This window comes from Massilia sp. R2A-15 (assembly GCF_030704305.1).
Classification (GTDB): Bacteria; Pseudomonadota; Gammaproteobacteria; order Burkholderiales; family Burkholderiaceae_D; genus JAFCUW01.
In genome coordinates this window covers 3,620,731-3,638,867 of record NZ_CP131935.1, presented here as the reverse complement: position 1 = coordinate 3,638,867, position 18,137 = coordinate 3,620,731, and the positions used below count along the sequence as shown (strand labels likewise).

The following is an 18,137-nucleotide window of genomic DNA, read 5'->3' as shown; positions in this document are numbered from 1 at the left end:
GCCCCTTTTCGCTAACGAGAACCAGCGACAGTTTTGCACGCGCCGAAATCGAGCGTCGAGCTTGTCTCTGCATGGCAGGCCTGAACTTCTTGTTTTCTGCCTCTAGACTTCCTCGACCGCGCCGCGAATACCCGGACTCGTCGCCGCGCCGAAATTCAGTACTGAGCTTGTGTCTGAATGGCAGTCCTGCCCCTTATGGTGCGCATTGCGGGTCGAATGCATGCGGTATTACAAATGCTTTCGATTGAAACATTTCTTCCCTTTCGCGTGCGCTCCTCAGCAAGTAGCCTATCGGATTAGGCCATAGCCAGCCCAGCTTGGAGGTGAGCGCGGGCGCCGTTGCGCGCCGCGCTCTCGGATCGCGCCTGTGCGACAGGCGCGGCGAAGACGCGACCTGCCCCGCGAAAGCGCGCGCTTGGCCGAGCACAATTCCATCAAAAGGAGTCTCCCTTGTCCGACCTAAAACATGTCCAACCCGAGACGGTGATCAAAGTAATCGGCATCGGCGGTGCCGGCGGCAATGCCGTCAACCATATGGCGACCTCCGGACTGTCCAACATCGAATTCATCTGCGCTAATACTGATGCGCAGGCGCTATCGAATACCCGCGCCGAAAAGCGGATCCAACTCGGCGAGAGCGGCCTTGGCGCCGGCAGCGACCCGATTGTCGGTCGCGAAAACGCGATTCGCGAACGCGCCGCCATCGCCGACGCGCTCCAGGGCGCGCACATGGTATTCCTCACCGCCGGCATGGGCGGCGGCACCGGCACGGGCGCCGCTCCCATCGTCGCGGAAGTGGCGCGCGAATTGAGCATCCTGACCGTTGGCGTGGTGTCGAAGCCTTTCGAATTCGAAGGGGCGCGGCGCATGCGCGTCGCCGAAGAGGGCATCGCGATGCTGGCGAAATGCGTCGATTCGCTGGTCATCGTGCTCAACAGCCGCCTGGAGGAAGTGCTGGGGGACGACATCACACAGAAGCAGGCATTCGCCGCCGCCGACGAAGTCTTGAGCAAGGCAGTTTCCGGCATCGCCGAAATCATTACCCTGCCAGGCATGGTCAACGTCGACTTCGAGGACGTGCGCACGGTGATGCGCCAGACCGGCACGGCAATGATGGGCTCCGCCCAGCATTCTGGCGACGAGCGCGCCGTCAAGGCGGCCGAGGAGGCGATCTCCTGCCCGCTGCTCGATGGTTCGAACCTGCACGCCGCGCGCGGCCTGCTGGTCAACATCGCCGCATCCGAAGAAACGCTGAAGCTGCGCGAAACCAAGCAGGTGATGAATGTGATCTGCGCGCAGACCGGGGACGACGCTATCATCAAATTCGGCGCGGTGTTCGACGATACGCTGGGCGACGCCATGCGGGTGACGGTGGTGGCCACCGGCTTGAACCGGCCTGTCGACGCCGCGGCCGGCGCGGAGCAATCACCGACGTCGAGCTCGGTGCCGGCCGGAGGCTATGGTCCGGGAACGCCAAATCAGGTTCGCGGCGGGGGAATGCGGGAGGCGCCGCCACAATCGATGCTGCGCCAGACCGCCTTCCAAGCGGCGGTCCATGCCGCGTCGGCCCAGCAGGCGCTAAGGGCGGGGCTGGCGCCGCGCCAGCCTGCCTCGAACACAAGCGCGGATGCGCAGCGGGTGCTTAGCCGGAAATGAGGAGAAAGGCGCAAAGGGGGGTGTCGATGATGCCTCCCGGTGGCCGCAAACCCACGGGGCAAGGGCGCGTTTGAACTGGATGCCCTGCTTAATCGCAGTCAAACAAAAAGCCCGCAGTCTCGGTAGAGAAGTGCGGGCTCTTTGATGAATCTTGGTGGTGATAGGTGGACTTGAACCACCGACCCCAGCATTATGAATGCTGTGCTCTAACCAACTGAGCTATATCACCGAACAGGCCAGAACTATACCGGCTTGCTGGAGACCTGTCAAGGAATCGGCAAAAATTATGTGCTCAATTCTTTCGCGCGGCGAGCTGGGCCAGTAATTTCTGCGCGGGGTCGCCGGCAAGACAATCGATGACCACGCGCTCGGGCATCGAGCGCAACCACGTCAGTTGGCGCTTGGCCAGCTGGCGCGTGGCGATGATGCCGGTCTCGCGCAGCGCCGCACGGTCGATTTTGCCATCGAGATAATCCCAAGTCTGCCGGTAGCCGACGCAACGCATCGACGGCAGGTTGGGATGCAGGTCGCCGCGTGCGCGCAGCCTTGCCACTTCGGCCACGATGCCGCTGTCGTCGCTGGCGCCCAGCATCTGGTCGAAGCGGGTTGCGATGCGCGCGTGCAGCACCGCGCGGTCGGACGGCTCGAGCGCGAACGACTGCAGCTCGAACGGCAGATCGAGCTTCCCGCGGCCCGACAGCAGTTCCGACATCGGCCGGCCGCTCAGTTCGAAAATTTCGAGCGCGCGGTTGATGCGCTGCGCGTCGTTCGGCGCCAGCCGCGCGGCGGTGACCGGATCGCATGCGCGCAGCTTCTCGTGCATGCCGGGCCAGCCGATGCGCGCGGCTTCGGCTTCGATCGCGGCGCGCACCTGCGGATCGGCGGTCGGCAGGTCGTCCAGACCCTCGGTCAGTCCCTTAAAGTACATCATCGTGCCGCCGACCAGCAGCGGCAGCTTGCCGCGCGCGCTGATCTCGGCCGCCAGGCGCAGCGTATCGGTGCGAAATTGCGCCACCGAATACGCGTCGGTCGGCTCGATGATGTCGATCAGGTGATGCGGCACGCTGGCCAGTTCCTCCGCGCTCGGCTTGGCGGTGCCGATGTCCATCTCGCGATACACCAGCGCCGAGTCGACCGAGATGATCTCGCTGGGGATTTCGCGCGCGATCGCCAGCGCCGCGGCGGTCTTGCCGGACGCGGTGGGCCCCATGATGGCGACGACGAGCGGCGTCACGGCGTCACCTCCACGTGCCTGGCGCCCAGCAGGCGAACCGAGGCGAAGATGCTGGCGCCAAGCGCGCACTCGGTCAGCGCGAGCGGATACAGCGTGCCGTCGAAGGTGGCGCCGACCACCGAGCCGACGATGAAGGCGACCGCCATCGCCAGCGCGCCCATCAAGCCGGCGGCGGTGCCGGCCTGCTGCGGGAACGGCGTGACCGAGCCCGATTGCGCGACTGGGAAGTTGACGCCGTGCGCGCACATGGTCATGAACATCGCGATCACGACCAGCGACCAGTGCACCGCGCCCAGCGTCAACGCGGCGAGGAAGAGCGCGCCGGCGCCGAGCGACGCGGCGCTGCCGATGCGCTGGGTCGCGGCCTGGCCAAAGCGCGGCAGCAGGCGCCGGCAGATGATGGTGCCCGTCAGGTAGCCGGAGACGCCGAACGCGAAGCAGTAGCCGAACCATGCCGTCGGCACGTGCAGCACGCGGATCAGCACCAGCGAGGAGCCGGAGATGAAGGCGAAAATCGATCCGTACGACAGGGCGCCCGGCAGCGCGTTCGCCCAGAACTCGCGGGCGCCGAGCACCAGCTTGAAGTTGTCGATCAGGCCCGCCAGTTCGGTCGCGCGCGGATTCTTGTGGACGTTGGTCTCGGGCAGACGCAGGAACACCGCGGCCAGCAGGATCACGCCGAGGATCGAGTGCGCGACAAACGCGGCGCGCCAGCCGAATGTCACCTGCAGGTAGGAGCCGAGGATGGGGCCGAGCAGCGGCGCCAGCGACAGCCAGCTCGACGCGCGCGCGATCACTCGGGCGCTGTCGGCTGGCGCGTAGGCGTCGCGCACGATGGCGCGGGCGATGATGATGGCCGAGCAGCAGCCCAGCGACTGCAGGAAGCGCGCGACGATCAGCAGATCGATGCCGGGCGCCGCGGCGCACAGCAGGCTGGCGAGCACGTACAGCGCGAGGCCGATCAGCAGGACAGGGCGGCGGCCGTAGCGATCCGACAGCGGGCCGATGATCAGCTGCGCGCCGCCGAAGCCGAAGACGAACATCGACAGCGTCAGCTGCACGGTGGACGCGGGCACGCCGAACACGGTCGCCAGGCTTGGCAGCGACGCCAGGTACAGGTCGGTCGACAGCGGCTGCAGCATCAGGAAGCCGATGATCAGCAACAGGACCGGCGCGTGCGCGTAGGCCGCGATCGGGTGAATGGTGTCGCTCCTGGTAGCCATCACTGGCCGCGCAGGAAAAGCTTGTCGAGCGCGGAGATCTCGAGCTGCACCCAGGTCGGGCGGCCGTGGTTGCACTGGTCGGCGCGCTCGGTGCTCTCCATCTGGCGCAGCAGCGCGTTCATCTCCGGCACCGACAGGATGCGGTTGGCGCGCACCGCGGTGTGGCAGGCGAGGGTGCCGAGCAGCTCGTTGCGGCGCTCGATCAGCACGCGCGAGCCGCCGTATTCGCGCACGTCGCGCAGCACGTCGCGCGCCAGCGTCTGCGCGTCGGCGTTCTTCAACAGCGTCGGCACCGAACGCACGGCCAGCGTGGTCGGCGACAGCGCGGCGATGTCGAAGCCGAGCGCCTTCAGCGTGTCCTGGTTCTCTTGCGCGGTGCTCACTTCGACGGCATCGGCAAAGAAGGTCACCGGGATCAGCAGCGACTGCACCTGCATTTCCTGGCCGTCGACCTGGGCGTCGAGCGCGTTCTTCAGCTGCTCGTACAGGATGCGTTCGTGCGCCGCGTGCATATCGACCAGCACCATGCCCTTGGCGTTCTGCGCCAGGATGTAGATGCCGTGCAGCTGCGCCAGTGCGAAGCCAAGCGGATACTCGTCGTTGGACATCGTCCGCGCGGATGGCGTGAATGGCGTGACTGGCGCGCTGGTGGCGCTGCTGTCGGACGCGAACAGCGCGCCATAGCTGGCGGTATTCTGCGCGACGCCGGGCGTGTCGTAGCGGCTGCCGGGAGCGTAGGGCGATGGCGAGAACGTGGCTGACAGCTGCGTGCCGAACGATTGCTGTTCGTGCTCGCGGCGCCAGGTGGACGTGCCGCCGCCGACGTCGCCGGCCGGCAGCGGCGCCGGCACCGAGCCGTAGGCGGTGGCCGAGGTCTGCGACAGCGCGCGCTGCACCGCGTGGAACACGAACTGGTGCACCGCGCGGCTGTCGCGGAAGCGCACTTCGATTTTCGACGGGTGCACGTTGACGTCCACCAGCGCCGGGTCGAGGTCGAGGCCGAGCACGTACGACGGGAAGCGGTCGCCGTGCAGCACGTCCTGGTAGGCGGCGCGCACCGCGTGCACCAGCAGCTTGTCGCGCACGAAGCGCCCGTTCACGTAGAAGAACTGGCCGTCGGCGCGGGCCTTCGAGGCGGTCGGCAGGCCGGCGAAGCCGTGCAGTCGCAGCGGGCCGGCCGTCTCGTCGATCGGGAGGCGCGCTTCGGCGAACTCGCTGCCGAGGATGTGCGCGCTGCGCTTGGCCATTTCGCTCACGTTCCACTGGTCGATGGTGCGGCCATTGTGGTACAGGCTGAACGCGACGTCGGGACGGGCCAGCGCGATACGGCGCACCACTTCGGCGCAGTGGCCGTACTCGGTCTGTTCGGACTTGAGGAACTTGCGGCGCGCCGGCGTGTTGAAGTACAGGTCCTGCACGTCGATCGTCGTGCCCAGCGGGCCGGACGAAGGCGCGACCGTGCCCAGGTGCGAACCGACCAGTTCCCAGGCGTGCGGGGCGTCGGCGGTGCGCGTGGTCACCGACACGGCGGCGACGGACGCGATCGACGCCAGCGCCTCGCCGCGAAAGCCGAGGGTGGCGACATTCTCAAGGTCGGTCAGCGACGCGATTTTCGACGTGGCGTGGCGCGACAGGGCGAGGGGCAGCTGGTCGGGCGGGATGCCGCGGCCGTTGTCGGTGATCGCAATGCGCTTGACGCCGCCTTCCTCGAGGCGCACGGTGATCTGGGTGGCGCCGGCGTCGAGCGCATTTTCCAGCAGCTCCTTCACCACTGCCGATGGGCGTTCGACCACCTCGCCGGCGGCGATTTGGGAGATGAGCTGGTCGGGGAGGGCCTGGATCGGGCGGTGGGCGGGCAGGGGAGCGTTCATGGCCGCGATTATATCCTGCGGCCCCCGCCCGGGTGTCGTACCTGCGGAGGCAGGTACCCATACTGAGCACGCCGAAGAGTGAACGCAAATTCAGCATGGGTACCTGCCTGCGCAGGTACGATGCGTCGAGTTATTTGACCTCGCGCACCGGAATCGGGGCGTTGCACAGGTCGATGTAGCCCGCCGCGACCTTGGTCCACGGCCCGCCGCGGTTGCGCTGCGCTTCGACCGCTTTCTCGTACGTCGCGGTCTCGGTGCGCATCACTTCGAACTTGCTGCGCTCGGCCTCCGGGACGTCGGCCGCCATCTTCACCGAGGCGATCGGCACATTCATCTCGGGCTTGTCGTAAAACCCCATCGGCCCCGGCCCGCGCGCGATCGTCGACAGCAGCGGCATGCCGGAGATCACCCGCCCCACCACGGTGATGTTGCGGTCCAGGTGGCGCGGCCCGTGCCCGATCACCACGTACAGCGACGAGCCGCTGCCGCTGTCGGCGCCCGTATCGCGCCCCACGCCGACCATGCCGTAGCAATGCGTCAGCCATGCGCGCCCGCTTTTCGGGTCGCGCGCCGACGGGAAGCCGTTCGAATGCCCCACCTGCGGCGCATAGCCGTCGCGGTCCGGCATGCGCACGAAGGCCGTGTCGTTCTTCATCGGGATCGTGAATTCGCCCTTCAGGGTCGGCTTCGCGCTTTTCATCGGGCGCGGATTTTTCTCGTCCGGGTCGCCCCACTGCACCACCCAGTTGTCCTGCGAGCGGATCACGGCCAGCCCGTCGAAGTAGTGCTCGCGCACCAGCGTGCGGATGTTGTCGACGTGCGCCGGCGCGAACACCGGCGCCATCTCGATCACCACGCGCCCGGCCGGCAGCTCCATGTACATCGTGTTGGCCGGGTCGAGCGGGCGCCAGTCGGACGGCTTGGACGCCTTGATCACGTCGGCCAGCGTGGGCTTCGGCGCCAGTTCGGCCGCGCCCGCGCCCGCCATCGCCGCCGCCAGCGCGCCCGCGCACATCGCCATCTTGTGATTTCGACTGAAACCTTGCATTGCTGATCTCCCGAAAGTGGTGTGCGCGAATTGTAATACCGGAAACTTGCGGCGGCGTAAAAAAATGCGGCCGAGGGCCATGGCCATGGGTCAATACGCCGGCGCAGATGATATGATGCGGCGCTACCTTTTAGGAAATCTATGGATCTGATGCAATTTTTCGACATGATTCTCCATGTCGATAAAACCCTGGGATTGCTGCTGTCCCAGTATGGTGTCTATATTTACGCGGTCTTGTTTGCGATTGTGTTCTGCGAAACCGGCCTCGTGGTGCTGTTCTTCTTTCCTGGGGATACCCTGCTGTTCATCGCCGGCGCCTTCTGCGCCACGGGCGAGATGAATTACCTGATTCTGCTGGTGCTGCTGATTACCGCCGCCGTCACCGGCAATACGCTCAATTACTGGATCGGCGAGGCCATCGGCCAACGTGTGTTCACCCACGATTACCGCTGGCTCAACAAGGAGGCGCTGCACCGCACCCACAACTTCTTCGAAAAGCACGGCGGCAAGACCATCATCCTGGCGCGCTTCGTGCCGGTGGTGCGCACCTTCGCGCCCTTCGTCGCCGGCGTGTCCGACATGACGCACGCCCGTTTTCAGCTCTATAACTTCACCGGCGCCGCGCTGTGGGTGGTCTCGCTGGTCACCGGCGGCTACTTCTTCGGCAACCTGCCGTGGGTGCGCGACCACCTGACCGCGATCGTGCTGGTCGGCGTGGGCGCCGCGGTCGTGCCGCTGGCGCTGGGCGGCCTGTGGAAATTCAGCCGCAAGATATTGAAGCGATAATCCGCGAAGATTTTCTCGCCTCGCGGCGCCCGCATGGCTCAAGTTTTGGGCCGGCGGCGCCGATATCCAGACTGTACTGCCACTTTCTGGAATCCCATGCGTAAGTTCATCACCCTTGTCGCTTGCAGCTTTGCCTTCGCTTCGGCGAGCGCCAGCGACGCCCCTGCGGCCGCCAAACCGGCGCCGGAAGCGGCCAAGCCCGCGCCGGTGACGATCAAGCCGACGGCCGGCGCGCCCATGTCGGCGGCCGCCGCCCAGCGCATCAAGGAAGAAGAAGCCGAAGTCGAACTGTCGCAGAAAATCGCCGCGCGCCTGGCCGTGATGCGCGCCAACCAGGCCGCGCGCGCCGCTGCAGCCGCCAAGGCGAAGAAAGCGGCCGAGGTCCGCGCGAAGGAACCGGTGGTGCTGGCGTCGGCGGCGATGCAGCCCAAGCCGCTGCAAAGCAGCCACTGGTCGTATGAGGGCGAAACCGGCCCGGCCAACTGGGGCAAGATCAACGCCGACTGGGCCAAGTGCGGCACCGGCACGCGCCAGTCGCCGATCGACCTGCGCGACGGCATAAAGGTCGATCTCGAGCAGATCGCCTTCGACTATCGTCCTTCCGGCTTCAACGTGGTCGACAACGGCCACACGGTGCAGGTGGCGGTCGGCCTTGGCAATTACATCACGGTGCAGAACCGCACCTATGAACTGGTGCAGTTCCACTTCCACCGTCCGTCCGAAGAGCGCATCAACGGCCGCGGCACGGAGATGGTGGTGCACCTGGTGCACAAGGACGCCGAAGGCCACCTGGCCATTATCGCCGTGCTGCTTGAACGCGGCGCCGCCAATCCGATGATCCAGACCGTGTGGAACAACCTGCCGCTGGAGAAGCACGATACGGTCACGCCGGCGGTGACGCTCGACGTCAGCGAGATCCTGCCGCAGAAGCGCGAGTACTTCACGTTCATGGGCTCACTGACCACGCCGCCCTGCACGGAAGGCGTGCTGTGGCTGGTGATGAAGACGCCGATGCCGGCCTCGCCGGCGCAGATGGCGCTGTTTTCGCGCCTGTATCCGCTCAATGCGCGTCCGACCCAGCCGGGCGGGGGGCGCGTGATCAAGGAATCGAACTAAGAGGCAAGATGGGGTCAGGTCCGCAGGACCAGACCCCGATGACGTCGGCGCCGCGTCACGAAGCCGGGGTCTGGTCCTGCGGACCTGACCCCATCTGGCTTGAGACCCCGTAGTGGCCGCGCCACTGGGCGCCGCCCGCAAGCGTCACCGGCTCGATGCAGGCCGGCTCGATGCAGACGAAGCGCTGGTATTCGTCGTCCTCAAGGTCCGGCATCGCCGCCGCATTCGCCGCGCCCGGATTCCACACCACCGCATCGGTGAACCCATCCTGATCCAGTTCGACCTTGCGCGACCCGGCGTGCAAGGTCACTTGCCCCTTCACCCCGTAGAAAATCTCGTCGAGCGTGTCGCCGATCGCCAGCGGGCCGGCCTGCAGTCCGTCGATCCTGACCGCGCCGATTGAATCGACCAGGTGATAGGTGTGCAGCGCGCACGAAAACGCGAACGCATCGGCGCCGCGGTTGTCCACTTCCAGCGCCATCGCCAGCTTGTTTGCGCCAACCGTCACGCGCAGGCGCAGCCGGAAATCGTGCGGCCAGGCCGCGGCGCGTTCCGGCGCCAGGTCGTTCGGCGCCAGCTCGAATTCGGCAAACGACGTATCGCCGTCGGCGCCGTGCTCGCCCAGCGCCCACGTGGACACGCGCGCGAAGCCGTGGCGCATGCCCGAACCGCGCTCGTTAAACTGCGGGAAGATGACGGGCACGCCGCCGCGGATCGCGCGGCTGCCATCGAGCGCCGACTTCGCGCTGCAGAAAATCCGTTCCTGGCCGTCGGCGCCCTTCCACGACACGAGGTGGGCGCCATACAGCGTGACGACGGCTTGCGCGCCGTCGGCGGCGGTGATCCGGACAGCCGGAAGCTGGCCGAACGTGGCCGGGGTAATGGCGTTCATGCGGAGCTCCTCAAGTCATGCGGCTCTTGGCCAGCGGGGGATTCTTGGCGAAGTAGCGGCGGATTCCCTTGGTGATCGCGTCGGCAATCTGGTCCTGGTAGCCGTTGTCCTTCAGCTTCGCTTCTTCCTCGGGATTGGAGATGAACGCGGTCTCGATCAGGATCGACGGGATGTCGGGCGCCTTCAGCACGGCGAAGCCGGCCTGTTCGACCGCGCCGCGATGCAGTCTGGCGATGCCGCCGATCTCGCCCAGCACCGCCTTGCCCAGCTTGAGGCTGTCGCTGATCTGGGCGGTGGTCGACAGGTCGAGCAGCACGCTGGCGAGCTGCTTGTCGTGGGTGCCGAGGTTCACGCCGCCGATCGCATCGGCCAGGTTTTCCTTGTTGGCCAGCCAGCGCGCGGCGGTGGAGCTGGCGCCTTTTTCGGACAGCACGAACACCGACGATCCGCGCGCGCTCGGTTCGACGAATGCGTCCGCGTGCAGCGACACGAACAGGTCGGCCTGCACCTTGCGCGCTTTTTCCACGCGCATGCCGAGCGGGACGAAGAAGTCGGCGTCGCGCGTGAGCATCACGCGCATGTTCGGCAGTTCCTCCAGCTTGAACTTGAGGCGCTTGGCGATCGACAGCACGATGTCCTTCTCGCGCGTACCCGAGGCGCCCAGCGCTCCGGGATCCTCGCCGCCGTGGCCCGGGTCGAGCGCGATGGTGATCAGGCGCGTGACTTTCGGCTCCGCCTTCGCAGCCGGCTCCTTCGGCTTGACGACGGCCATGGCCGGCATCTCGGATTCCTGCTTTGCGAGCGGGTCGGGCGGCAGCGCCGGCACCGCGGGCGTGCCGACCGGCGCTTCGGGGTCACGCGGCCATTCGCCCTTTTCGATCATCACCGCGATCGGATCGACCGGCGCCACCGGGTACAGGTCGAAAATCAGGCGGTGCTTGTAGGCGCCCACCGGCGCCAGCGTAAATACCTGCGGCTTGATTTCTTCCTTCAGGTCGAACACCAGGCGCACCACGTTCGGGAGGTTCTGGCCAACCCGCACCCGCTCGATGTACGGGTCGTTCGACTGGATCTTGGCGACCAGGCTTTTGAGCGTCGGGTTCAGCGTCAGCCCTTCGATGTCGACCACCAGCCGTTGTGGGTTGGGGACGACGAAGTGGGTGGCCTTCAGGGCGCTGTCGTTTTCCAGCGTGACGCGGGTGTAGTCGGGAGCCGGCCACACGCGCACGGCGAGGATCTGCGCGGCCATCGCCTTCATCGGGGCGAGCACCGACAGCAGCAGCGTGCCGCCGGCCTTGAGCACGGTGCGGCGCTTGATGGCAGCGCCGGTCACAGGTTCGGTGCGAAAGTGAGGCGGTCGAGGCATAGCAAACCCAGTTGAGACAACGGTTGCAATTCTACCTCACGGCCTCGGCCGGAAACACGCAGGAATACATTGACGTCGGGTGGCGGCAACACCGGCTCGCCTTTTTCCGGCCATTCGACGATGCAGATGTTCTCCTGATTGAAGTCTTCGCGAAAGCCGGCGTCGAGAAATTCCTCGGGACTGGACATGCGGTACAGGTCGAAGTGGATCACCTGCACCGGCCGGCCGGCGAGCATGACCTGGTAGGGCTCGGACAAGGTGTAGGTCGGGCTCTTGACCTTGCCCACGTGGCCGGCCGCGTGCAGCAGCGCGCGCGTGAGGGCGGTCTTGCCGGCACCAAGGTCGCCGTGCAGGTAGATCACCAGGCCCGGGGCGAGGGTGCGCGCCAGCGCGGCGCCCAGCGCGGCGGTCGCGTCTTCGTCGGGCAAGTAGGCTGTAAAGTGCTGCATCGAATAAAATGGTGTGTTGATCGTTGACGGCGCCGCGCGCCGCATTTTTCTTGTCCAGTATGACTCCACCCCCACTCGACCTTCCCGAACTCGCGCGCGCCATCAAGCAATGGGGCGTGGAGCTTGGATTCGCCGACCTGCGCATCACCGACATCGACCTCGCGCACGCGGAGCCGGGCCTGCAGGCGTGGCTGGCCGCGGGGCACCACGGCGAGATGGATTATATGGCAAGCCACGGCATGAAGCGCGCCCGCCCGGACGAGCTGGTGCCCGGCACCGTGCGCGTGATCAGCGCGCGCATGGATTACCTGCCGGCCGCCACGCCCGACGACTGGCGCGAGCGCGAGACCGCGCGCCTGGCCGATCCGAACGCCGCGGTGGTGTCGATGTACGCGCGCGGCCGCGATTATCACAAGGTGCTGCGCGCGCGATTGCAGCAGCTGGCCGCGCGCATCGAGGCGGCGGCGGGGCCGTTCGGCTATCGCGTGTTTACCGATTCGGCGCCGGTGATGGAGCTGCCGCTGGCCGAAAAAGCAGGCCTGGGCTGGCGCGGCAAGCACACGCTGATGCTCAGTCGCGAGGCCGGCTCGATGTTCTTCCTCGGCGAGATCCTGGTCGACCTGCCGCTGCCCATCGACGCGCCGGCCTCAAGCCACTGCGGCCAGTGCCGCGCGTGCATCGACGTTTGCCCGACCCAGGCCATCCTCGGGCCGGGCCGGCTGGACGCGCGGCGCTGCATCTCCTACCTGACCATCGAACTGAAAAGCAGCATTCCGGCCGACCTGCGGCCGCTGATCGGCAACCGCATCTACGGCTGCGACGACTGCCAGACGGTCTGCCCGTGGAACAAGTTCGCCCAGCGCGCCACGATCCCCGACTTCGACCAGCGCAACGGGCTGGGCGACGCATCGTTGGTGGAGCTGTTCGGCTGGAGCGAGGAAGAATTCGACCGGCGCATGGAGGGCAGCCCGATCCGCCGCATCGGCCACGAGCGCTGGCTGCGCAACCTGGCCGTCGGGCTGGGCAACGCGGCCGAGCGGCTCAAGGGCGATGCGGCGATCGTCGCGGCGCTGCGCGCTCGCGCCGATCATCCGTCGGCGATGGTGCGCGAGCATGTCGAATGGGCGCTGGCGCGGCACGCCTGATCCGCCCGTCGTTCCTGCGAAGGCAGGAACCCATGCTGAATTCGAACTGCTGCGGACTTGCGCGCTCAGCATAGGCTCCTGCCTCCGCAGGAGCGACAGGCGCTCTCTTACAGCCGCTTGAGGCGCAGCGCCGACCAGTCGGCGTCCACCGATATGATGGCCACCGCGGTGATGCCGTGCTGCTGGGCCGTTGCGTTGATCGTGTCGCGGTTGATGTCGGTCGCTTTCGGTGCGCTCTGCTTGAGGTAGGCGATCCACAGCGAGCCCTTGTCGCCCAGACGCTCCTTGGCCTGCGGCAGGTACTGGTCGAGCTCTTTCTGGTTCAGCGCGAACATCACCACCACGTCGGCCGGGCCGCCGCTCTCGTCGATCAGCTGGGCCGGCAACTGGGCCACCATGCCGGGATGGGCGGCGCCATTGAGCACCGCGATCGACTTGGCGTTTTTCAGGAACATCTTGTCTGCAACAGTCTTTTCGTTCATCGGATTTCCCTCAGCTCGATTAGTGGAAACATTCGTTTTATTCTACAAGCTAACGCCGCAGAGCACGTTTGCCGGCGCGTGCCGTGTGCGAGCCGGTAGTACCGTTGGTATCGTGACACAGTCCTTTTGACGAACTCGTAGCCGCTGCGATTCCGTTGTGCAAGAATCATTACCAGTTAGCTCATCAGGAGTTCGCCATGCCATCCCTTGTTCGAGTGTTTTTAAGCGCACTGGTTCTGTTTAGCGTAAACGCAACGGCCCAGGATCGTCCCGACGATCCGCTCCGGCCCCTGACGACATGTCCGTTCGGAAAAGACTTGCGGGCGGACAGCGTCTCGCGCTGGAGCGCGGGAAACTCGCGGATGGTGCAGACGGCCAGCGGCCCGATGAGCGTGTCGGTGGCCGACGGCTACCGCATGCTGCTGGCGTATCCGGGCACCGCGCCGTTCGTCAACCTGAAGCTCGAGCGCTCGCAGCCCGGCAAGCTGGCCGCGGACCGCACCGCAATCCTGGCCCAGATGACCAGCTTCGCCGCCACGCCGGGCGCGAAGGTGGCGCCGTTCAAGGTCATCGAGCGCAACGGCGTCGAGATCATGGCGCTCAACAATTTGGAGCTCAGTCCCGGCGTGATCAGCGTCTATACCCTGATCTCGGAAAAAACCAATGTGATCGCCACCGCCTACCTGCTGAACCAGAAACCGGAGGAACGCAAGTTCCAGACCTTCGAGCAGTACCAGGCGCTGCGCGACGATTTCATTTACGCGCTGGCCGTTTGCATGGCGGAGCGCTGATTGCGCCGCCAGCTTGCGCTCGCCACGCTGCTGCTGCTGATGCAGGCCGCGTCGGCCACGCAGCTGGCCGAGCTGGCGAAGCGCGAAGCGGGCAAGGCCGACAAGGCGCTGCGCGACGAGGACAAGCAGCAGCGCAAGGACGAGAAGGACGACACGGCCGGGAAGCGCGCCGCAACCTTCGGCCTGGCGGGGGAGAGCGCGCAGCAGAAGATGCAGCGATTGTTCGACGAAGCGCACGCCGCGGCGCCGAACAAGTGGTACCAGGCGGCCAAGGTCGAGGACATCACGCCGCCGGGAGACGACGCGCGCAAGATCTACAAGATCACCGGGATGCTGGGCAGTTACTGCGTGCGTTACGCCGACAAGAATCGCGCCGACCAGGGCAAGGCCAATCCCGGCGAGCCGCTGATCGGCGCCTGCCCGCACATGTTCAAGGGACTTTAGTGGTGGTAGCGGTATTCCTGCGTCAGGCCGCCGTAGCCATATGACGCGGCGCGCACGTCCTCGATGTGGATGTAGCTCTCTTCGTGCAGGTCGCCGAGTATGCGCGCAAAGCCGTCGAACGCCGCGCGGATGTACTGCGCCTTCTCGGCCTTGGTGTTGGTCTCGTCGGTGATCTTGATGTCGAAGTAGAAGCTGCTGCGGCCTTGTTCGCTGAGCGGCGCGCCGCCCACGATCCAGCAGTCGGGCGCGATGAAGTCGATCGCAATGGCGGTGACGCGCCGGTCCTTTTTCAGGATGCGCGTCGTCACGTCGAGCAGCATGTCGGATATCGCGGCCACCAGCTGTGGCGATTTGGCGGCGCTGACCTTGACGTTCAGGATGGGCATGTGGTTCTCCTCGATTTAGTTAGTTATGCAATTATTTGCATAAAAAATTTTCACTCCAGGCCGGCGCGAACCTGCCGGACCTTTGCGACCGTGTCGTCGAACTGCGGGGCGCCGAGCGCTTTCTTGAGCCGGCGCGTGACGGCGCCACTCGCGGCGTTGAGGCCGTCCTTGAGCGCGAGCGCCGCTTCTGTGGGATGGATCGCGAATTCGCGGCCATCGGATTCGGTGTTGCGGCGCTCGATCAAGCCGAGCTTTTGCAAGCCGTCGAGGCTGCGCGTCGCGGTCGGGCGGGAGATCGCCATTTCCAGTGCCAGCTGGCTTTGCAGCAGCGCCGGCTTTTCCAGCACCACGCGCAGCATGAACGCTTGCGAGGGCGTCAGGCCGAAAGGCTGGAATGCGCGCGTCCATTCGCGCTCCAGGGTGCGGGCGAGGGCGGTGGTGTTGAAATAGAGGCAGTGGTCAAACATGGGCCCACGATACGCCGATTTAGTTCGCTATGCAACTAAAATGGGGTCAGGTCCGCAGGACCAGACCCCGATGTACTTATTTCAGCAGGCCTGCCAGCTCCACGGCGGTCTTGACCTGCATCTTGTCGAAGATATGCGCGCGGTGCACTTCCACCGTGCGCATGCTGATGCCAAGTTCGTCGGCCACCACTTTGTTGAGCTTGCCGGCCAGGATCAGGTCGAGCACTTCGCGCTCGCGCGCCGACAGCGACGCCAGCCGCGACTGGACTGCGGCGCCCACGCCGGCCTGGCGCGATTGCGCCAGCGCTTCCTGCACCCGGTCCATCAGCTGGTTGTCGTTGAAGGGCTTCTCGAAAAAGTCGAAGGCGCCGCGCTTGAGGGTGTCCACCGCCATCGGCACGTCGCCGTGCCCGGTCAGGAAGATCACCGGCAACCGCCCGGTCAGACCGCGCGCGCTCAGCTGGTCGAACACCGCGACGCCGTTCATGTCGGGCATGCGCACGTCGAGCAGCACGCAGTCGCCGCCGGCGTCGAAACGCGCGCCGGCCTGGTCGAGAAAAGCCTGCGCGCTGGCGTAGCCGCACGCGGAAATTCCGCGCGACTGGGCCAGCCACGCGAGCGAGTCGCGAATCACGTCCTCGTCGTCGACGATGTGAAGCATTGCCTGTCTCCGTCCCTATTATTGTGTGCCGATTTTAGCTCAAGCCTGGCTGGGCAAGGAAAACCGGAAAATGGTGCCGCCGCCGGGGTTGTCGGCGTGGGTCAGGGTGCCGCCGTGAAATTCGATCGCCGTGCGGCAGATCGACAGGCCCATGCCCATGCCTTCGGCCTTGGTCGAGAAGAAGGGCGAGAACAGGCGCTCTGCCACTTCGGGCGCGATGCCGTGTCCCTGGTCGATCACCGACACCATCACCTGGCCCGCCTCGTGCGCCGCCACTATGCGCAGGACGCGCCGCTCCGGCACGATGTCCTGCATTGCTTCGATCGCGTTGCGCGTCAGGTTCAGCAGCACCTGCTCGAGCATCATGCGGTCGGCGCTGACGGCCGGCAGGTCCGCCGGGATCGCGGTCTGGATCGCGACGAAGTGCTTGTTGGCCTGCAGCTCGATCAGCGTGCGGATCCCCTCGACCAGCGCGGCGATGTCGACCGGCTGGCGCTCCGGCTCGCGCTTCTTGACGAATTCGTGCACGCTGCGGATGATCTGGCCGGCGCGGCGCGCCTGCACGCTGGCCTGTTCCAGCGCCGGTTTGAGCACCGCCGGGTCGAGCGCGGCGCCGGTGTCGGACGAGCGCCCGAGCATGTTCAGCGCGCCAGTGGTGTAGCTCGAAATGGCGGCCAGCGGCTGGTTCAGCTCATGCGCCAGCATTGACGAGATCTCGCCCATTGTCGCCAGGCGCGCGCTCGCGTGCAGTTTTTCCTGCTGCTGGCGCGCCAGTTCCTCGGCGTTCTTGCGGTCGGAGATGTCGAGGATCGATCCCATCCAGCCGGTCTGGCGGCCTTCGCTGTCGACCAGCGGCGCCTCGAAGATCAGCACCGGCACGCGCACGCCGTCGGAGCGCTGGAAGATGGTCTCGAACTGCGGCGTCACGTTCCCCGCCAGCACCGAGGCGAAGCGCTGCTGGTAGTCGGCCATCGCCTCGGGCGCCCAGTAGGCCATCGGCGGCGCCTTGCCCACCAGTTCCTCCGGCGGCAAGCCGACGATCTGGCAGAACGCCGGATTGACGTAGGTGACGCGCCCTTCGAGGTCGCGCGCGCGCAGGCCCGTCACCAGCGAGTTTTCCATCGCGGTGCGAAACGCCATCTGCTGACGCAGCGCGCCTTCCGCGGCGAGCCGGCGCGCGATGTGGCGCCACAGCGCGGCCAGGCTCGCCAGCAGGCCGAGCGCCAGCGCGATGACCGAGCCGACAAGCAAATTGGGCAGCAGGCGCGGCGGACCCTTGACGCTGTCGGTGGCCAGGAACATGGTCGCGCCGGGCAGGTCGAGCGCGCGCTTGTGGGTGTACACGCCGCGCCCCGGCCCCGCGGCTGCGCGCGTGGCCAGGTTCCTGTCGTCGCGATCGACCAGCGAGATGGCGTTGTCCTGCGCGAACCACCAGGGCACGGTTTCGTCGAGCAGCAGCTTGAGGTCGTAGGTGGCGGTCAGGGTGCCTGCGAAGCGGCCGTTGCGGTACAGGGGCAGGTGGTAGTCGACCAGGGAAGCGCGGCCCGACGCGGCTGCGTAGGCATCGCTGTAGCGCGCCTTGCGGGTGTCGCGCGCCAGCTCCCAGGCGTTGCGCGACGTGGCCGAAAGCGCGCCGGCCGCCACGTCGGCGCCGCGCTCGGCCAGCGTGCCGGCCTGCGCATCGAGCCAGCGCACCGCGCGCAGTTCGTGGCCATTGTTGAGCAGCTGGGCGAAGCGCGCCTGCAGCTTGTCCGCCGGCGGCTGCGCGGCCAGCTCGTTGCCCAGCGACGCCAGTGCGTCCTCGCTGCGGCTCAGCTCGAAGCGCACCGCCTGCTCGACCCACAGGGTGTCGGCGATCAGCTGCTCCTGGCGCTCATTGCTTTCCATTTCGCGCGCCTGCCACGGCAGCCAGATCAGCACGGCGACGAACAGCAGCACCAGCACGGCGGGGAGGAGGAAGCGCAGTGGCCAGCGCAGATGGTGCGGCGCAGCATGCACGAACGGAATTTTCATGGCATAAAAGTGTTACATTTATTGCCGAGTTGCTATTGTGGTTTTCCACAATAGCGATGCCGGATGAACCCGCTCAGACTGGGAAAATAGTTTTAATAATAATAGAT

General features: G+C 66.2%; 18 protein-coding genes and 1 tRNA gene. 6 read left to right on the top strand and 13 right to left on the bottom strand.

The annotated features are described in order from the left end of the window. Positions 1-450: 450 nt before the first annotated feature. Positions 451-1,656: a cell division protein FtsZ gene (gene ftsZ, locus Q4S45_RS16645; protein ID WP_305512130.1), complete on the top strand. Its 1,206-nt coding sequence runs from the start codon at positions 451-453 to the stop codon at positions 1,654-1,656. A 152-nt stretch (positions 1,657-1,808) separates the two neighbouring features. Here ftsZ and Q4S45_RS16640 read toward each other — a convergent pair. The 5 genes from Q4S45_RS16640 to Q4S45_RS16620 all read right to left on the bottom strand — a co-directional run bounded on the left by Q4S45_RS16640 (position 1,809) and on the right by Q4S45_RS16620 (position 7,032). After that, positions 1,809-1,885 (bottom strand) — tRNA-Met (locus tag Q4S45_RS16640). Between the two features lie 63 nt (positions 1,886-1,948). Then, positions 1,949-2,866 (bottom strand): tRNA (adenosine(37)-N6)-dimethylallyltransferase MiaA, encoded by a 918-nt coding sequence (gene miaA, locus Q4S45_RS16635; RefSeq protein WP_305512129.1) that lies wholly within the window; start codon positions 2,864-2,866, stop codon positions 1,949-1,951. Between the two features lie 20 nt (positions 2,867-2,886). Next, positions 2,887-4,113 (bottom strand): multidrug effflux MFS transporter, encoded by a 1,227-nt coding sequence (locus Q4S45_RS16630; RefSeq protein ID WP_305506146.1) that lies wholly within the window; start codon positions 4,111-4,113, stop codon positions 2,887-2,889. Further along, positions 4,113-5,984, bottom strand: a complete 1,872-nt coding sequence (gene mutL / locus Q4S45_RS16625; protein WP_305506144.1) for a DNA mismatch repair endonuclease MutL — start codon at positions 5,982-5,984, stop codon at positions 4,113-4,115. Before mutL ends, Q4S45_RS16630 begins: the two co-directional genes overlap by 1 nt. 130 nt (positions 5,985-6,114) lie before the next feature. Continuing rightward, entirely contained in the window at positions 6,115-7,032 is a 918-nt protein-coding gene (locus tag Q4S45_RS16620; RefSeq protein WP_305506142.1) for a peptidylprolyl isomerase, read from the bottom strand. Between the two features lie 141 nt (positions 7,033-7,173). Between Q4S45_RS16620 and Q4S45_RS16615 the strand changes: the two genes are divergently transcribed. Next, positions 7,174-7,818, top strand: coding sequence for a VTT domain-containing protein (locus Q4S45_RS16615; RefSeq protein WP_305506140.1), 645 nt, complete (start codon positions 7,174-7,176; stop codon positions 7,816-7,818). 96 nt (positions 7,819-7,914) lie between these two features. Then, complete coding sequence (locus Q4S45_RS16610; RefSeq protein WP_305506139.1) at positions 7,915-8,934, top strand: carbonic anhydrase; 1,020 nt, start codon at positions 7,915-7,917, stop codon at positions 8,932-8,934. 55 nt (positions 8,935-8,989) lie between these two features. Here Q4S45_RS16610 and Q4S45_RS16605 read toward each other — a convergent pair whose 3' ends face one another. The 3 genes from Q4S45_RS16605 to tsaE are packed head-to-tail and all read right to left on the bottom strand — an operon-like array spanning position 8,990 to position 11,641. After that, positions 8,990-9,826 (bottom strand): D-hexose-6-phosphate mutarotase, encoded by an 837-nt coding sequence (locus Q4S45_RS16605; protein WP_305506137.1) that lies wholly within the window; start codon positions 9,824-9,826, stop codon positions 8,990-8,992. Positions 9,827-9,836: 10 nt separating this feature from the next. Further along, entirely contained in the window at positions 9,837-11,192 is a 1,356-nt protein-coding gene (locus tag Q4S45_RS16600) for an N-acetylmuramoyl-L-alanine amidase (protein WP_305506135.1), read from the bottom strand. Continuing rightward, on the bottom strand, positions 11,156-11,641 hold the full coding sequence (gene tsaE, locus Q4S45_RS16595) for a tRNA (adenosine(37)-N6)-threonylcarbamoyltransferase complex ATPase subunit type 1 TsaE (RefSeq protein ID WP_305506133.1): 486 nt from the start codon (positions 11,639-11,641) through the stop codon (positions 11,156-11,158). Before tsaE ends, Q4S45_RS16600 begins: the two co-directional genes overlap by 37 nt. Positions 11,642-11,700: 59 nt before the next feature. Between tsaE and queG the strand changes: the two genes are divergently transcribed. Continuing rightward, the gene (gene queG / locus Q4S45_RS16590) at positions 11,701-12,786 is read left to right on the top strand and encodes a tRNA epoxyqueuosine(34) reductase QueG (RefSeq protein WP_305506131.1); all 1,086 of its coding nucleotides are present in this window, start codon (positions 11,701-11,703) and stop codon (positions 12,784-12,786) included. 107 nt (positions 12,787-12,893) lie between these two features. Here the strand turns inward: queG and Q4S45_RS16585 are convergent, their stop codons facing one another. Continuing rightward, entirely contained in the window at positions 12,894-13,268 is a 375-nt protein-coding gene (locus Q4S45_RS16585; protein WP_305506129.1) for a DUF3052 family protein, read from the bottom strand. A gap of 362 nt (positions 13,269-13,630) precedes the next feature. Here Q4S45_RS16585 and Q4S45_RS16580 point away from each other — a divergent pair, with 362 nt between their 5' ends. Both Q4S45_RS16580 and Q4S45_RS16575 read left to right on the top strand, forming a co-directional pair. Further along, complete coding sequence (locus Q4S45_RS16580) at positions 13,631-14,059, top strand: hypothetical protein (protein ID WP_305506127.1); 429 nt, start codon at positions 13,631-13,633, stop codon at positions 14,057-14,059. Beyond that, positions 14,060-14,503 (top strand): hypothetical protein, encoded by a 444-nt coding sequence (locus Q4S45_RS16575; RefSeq protein ID WP_305506125.1) that lies wholly within the window; start codon positions 14,060-14,062, stop codon positions 14,501-14,503. Here Q4S45_RS16575 and Q4S45_RS16570 read toward each other — a convergent pair. The 4 genes from Q4S45_RS16570 to Q4S45_RS16555 form a co-directional block, all read right to left on the bottom strand. Next, positions 14,500-14,889, bottom strand: a complete 390-nt coding sequence (locus tag Q4S45_RS16570; protein ID WP_305506122.1) for a 4-oxalocrotonate tautomerase family protein — start codon at positions 14,887-14,889, stop codon at positions 14,500-14,502. The two genes, Q4S45_RS16575 and Q4S45_RS16570, sit on opposite strands and share 4 nt — an antisense overlap. A gap of 50 nt (positions 14,890-14,939) precedes the next feature. Next, complete coding sequence (locus tag Q4S45_RS16565; RefSeq protein WP_305506120.1) at positions 14,940-15,356, bottom strand: MarR family winged helix-turn-helix transcriptional regulator; 417 nt, start codon at positions 15,354-15,356, stop codon at positions 14,940-14,942. A 76-nt stretch (positions 15,357-15,432) separates the two neighbouring features. Beyond that, a complete protein-coding gene (locus Q4S45_RS16560) occupies positions 15,433-16,017 on the bottom strand; it encodes a response regulator transcription factor (RefSeq protein WP_305506118.1) in 585 nt (194 codons plus the stop codon). A 39-nt stretch (positions 16,018-16,056) separates the two neighbouring features. Continuing rightward, a complete protein-coding gene (locus Q4S45_RS16555) occupies positions 16,057-18,030 on the bottom strand; it encodes an ATP-binding protein (RefSeq protein WP_305506116.1) in 1,974 nt (657 codons plus the stop codon). Positions 18,031-18,137: the final 107 nt, after the last annotated feature.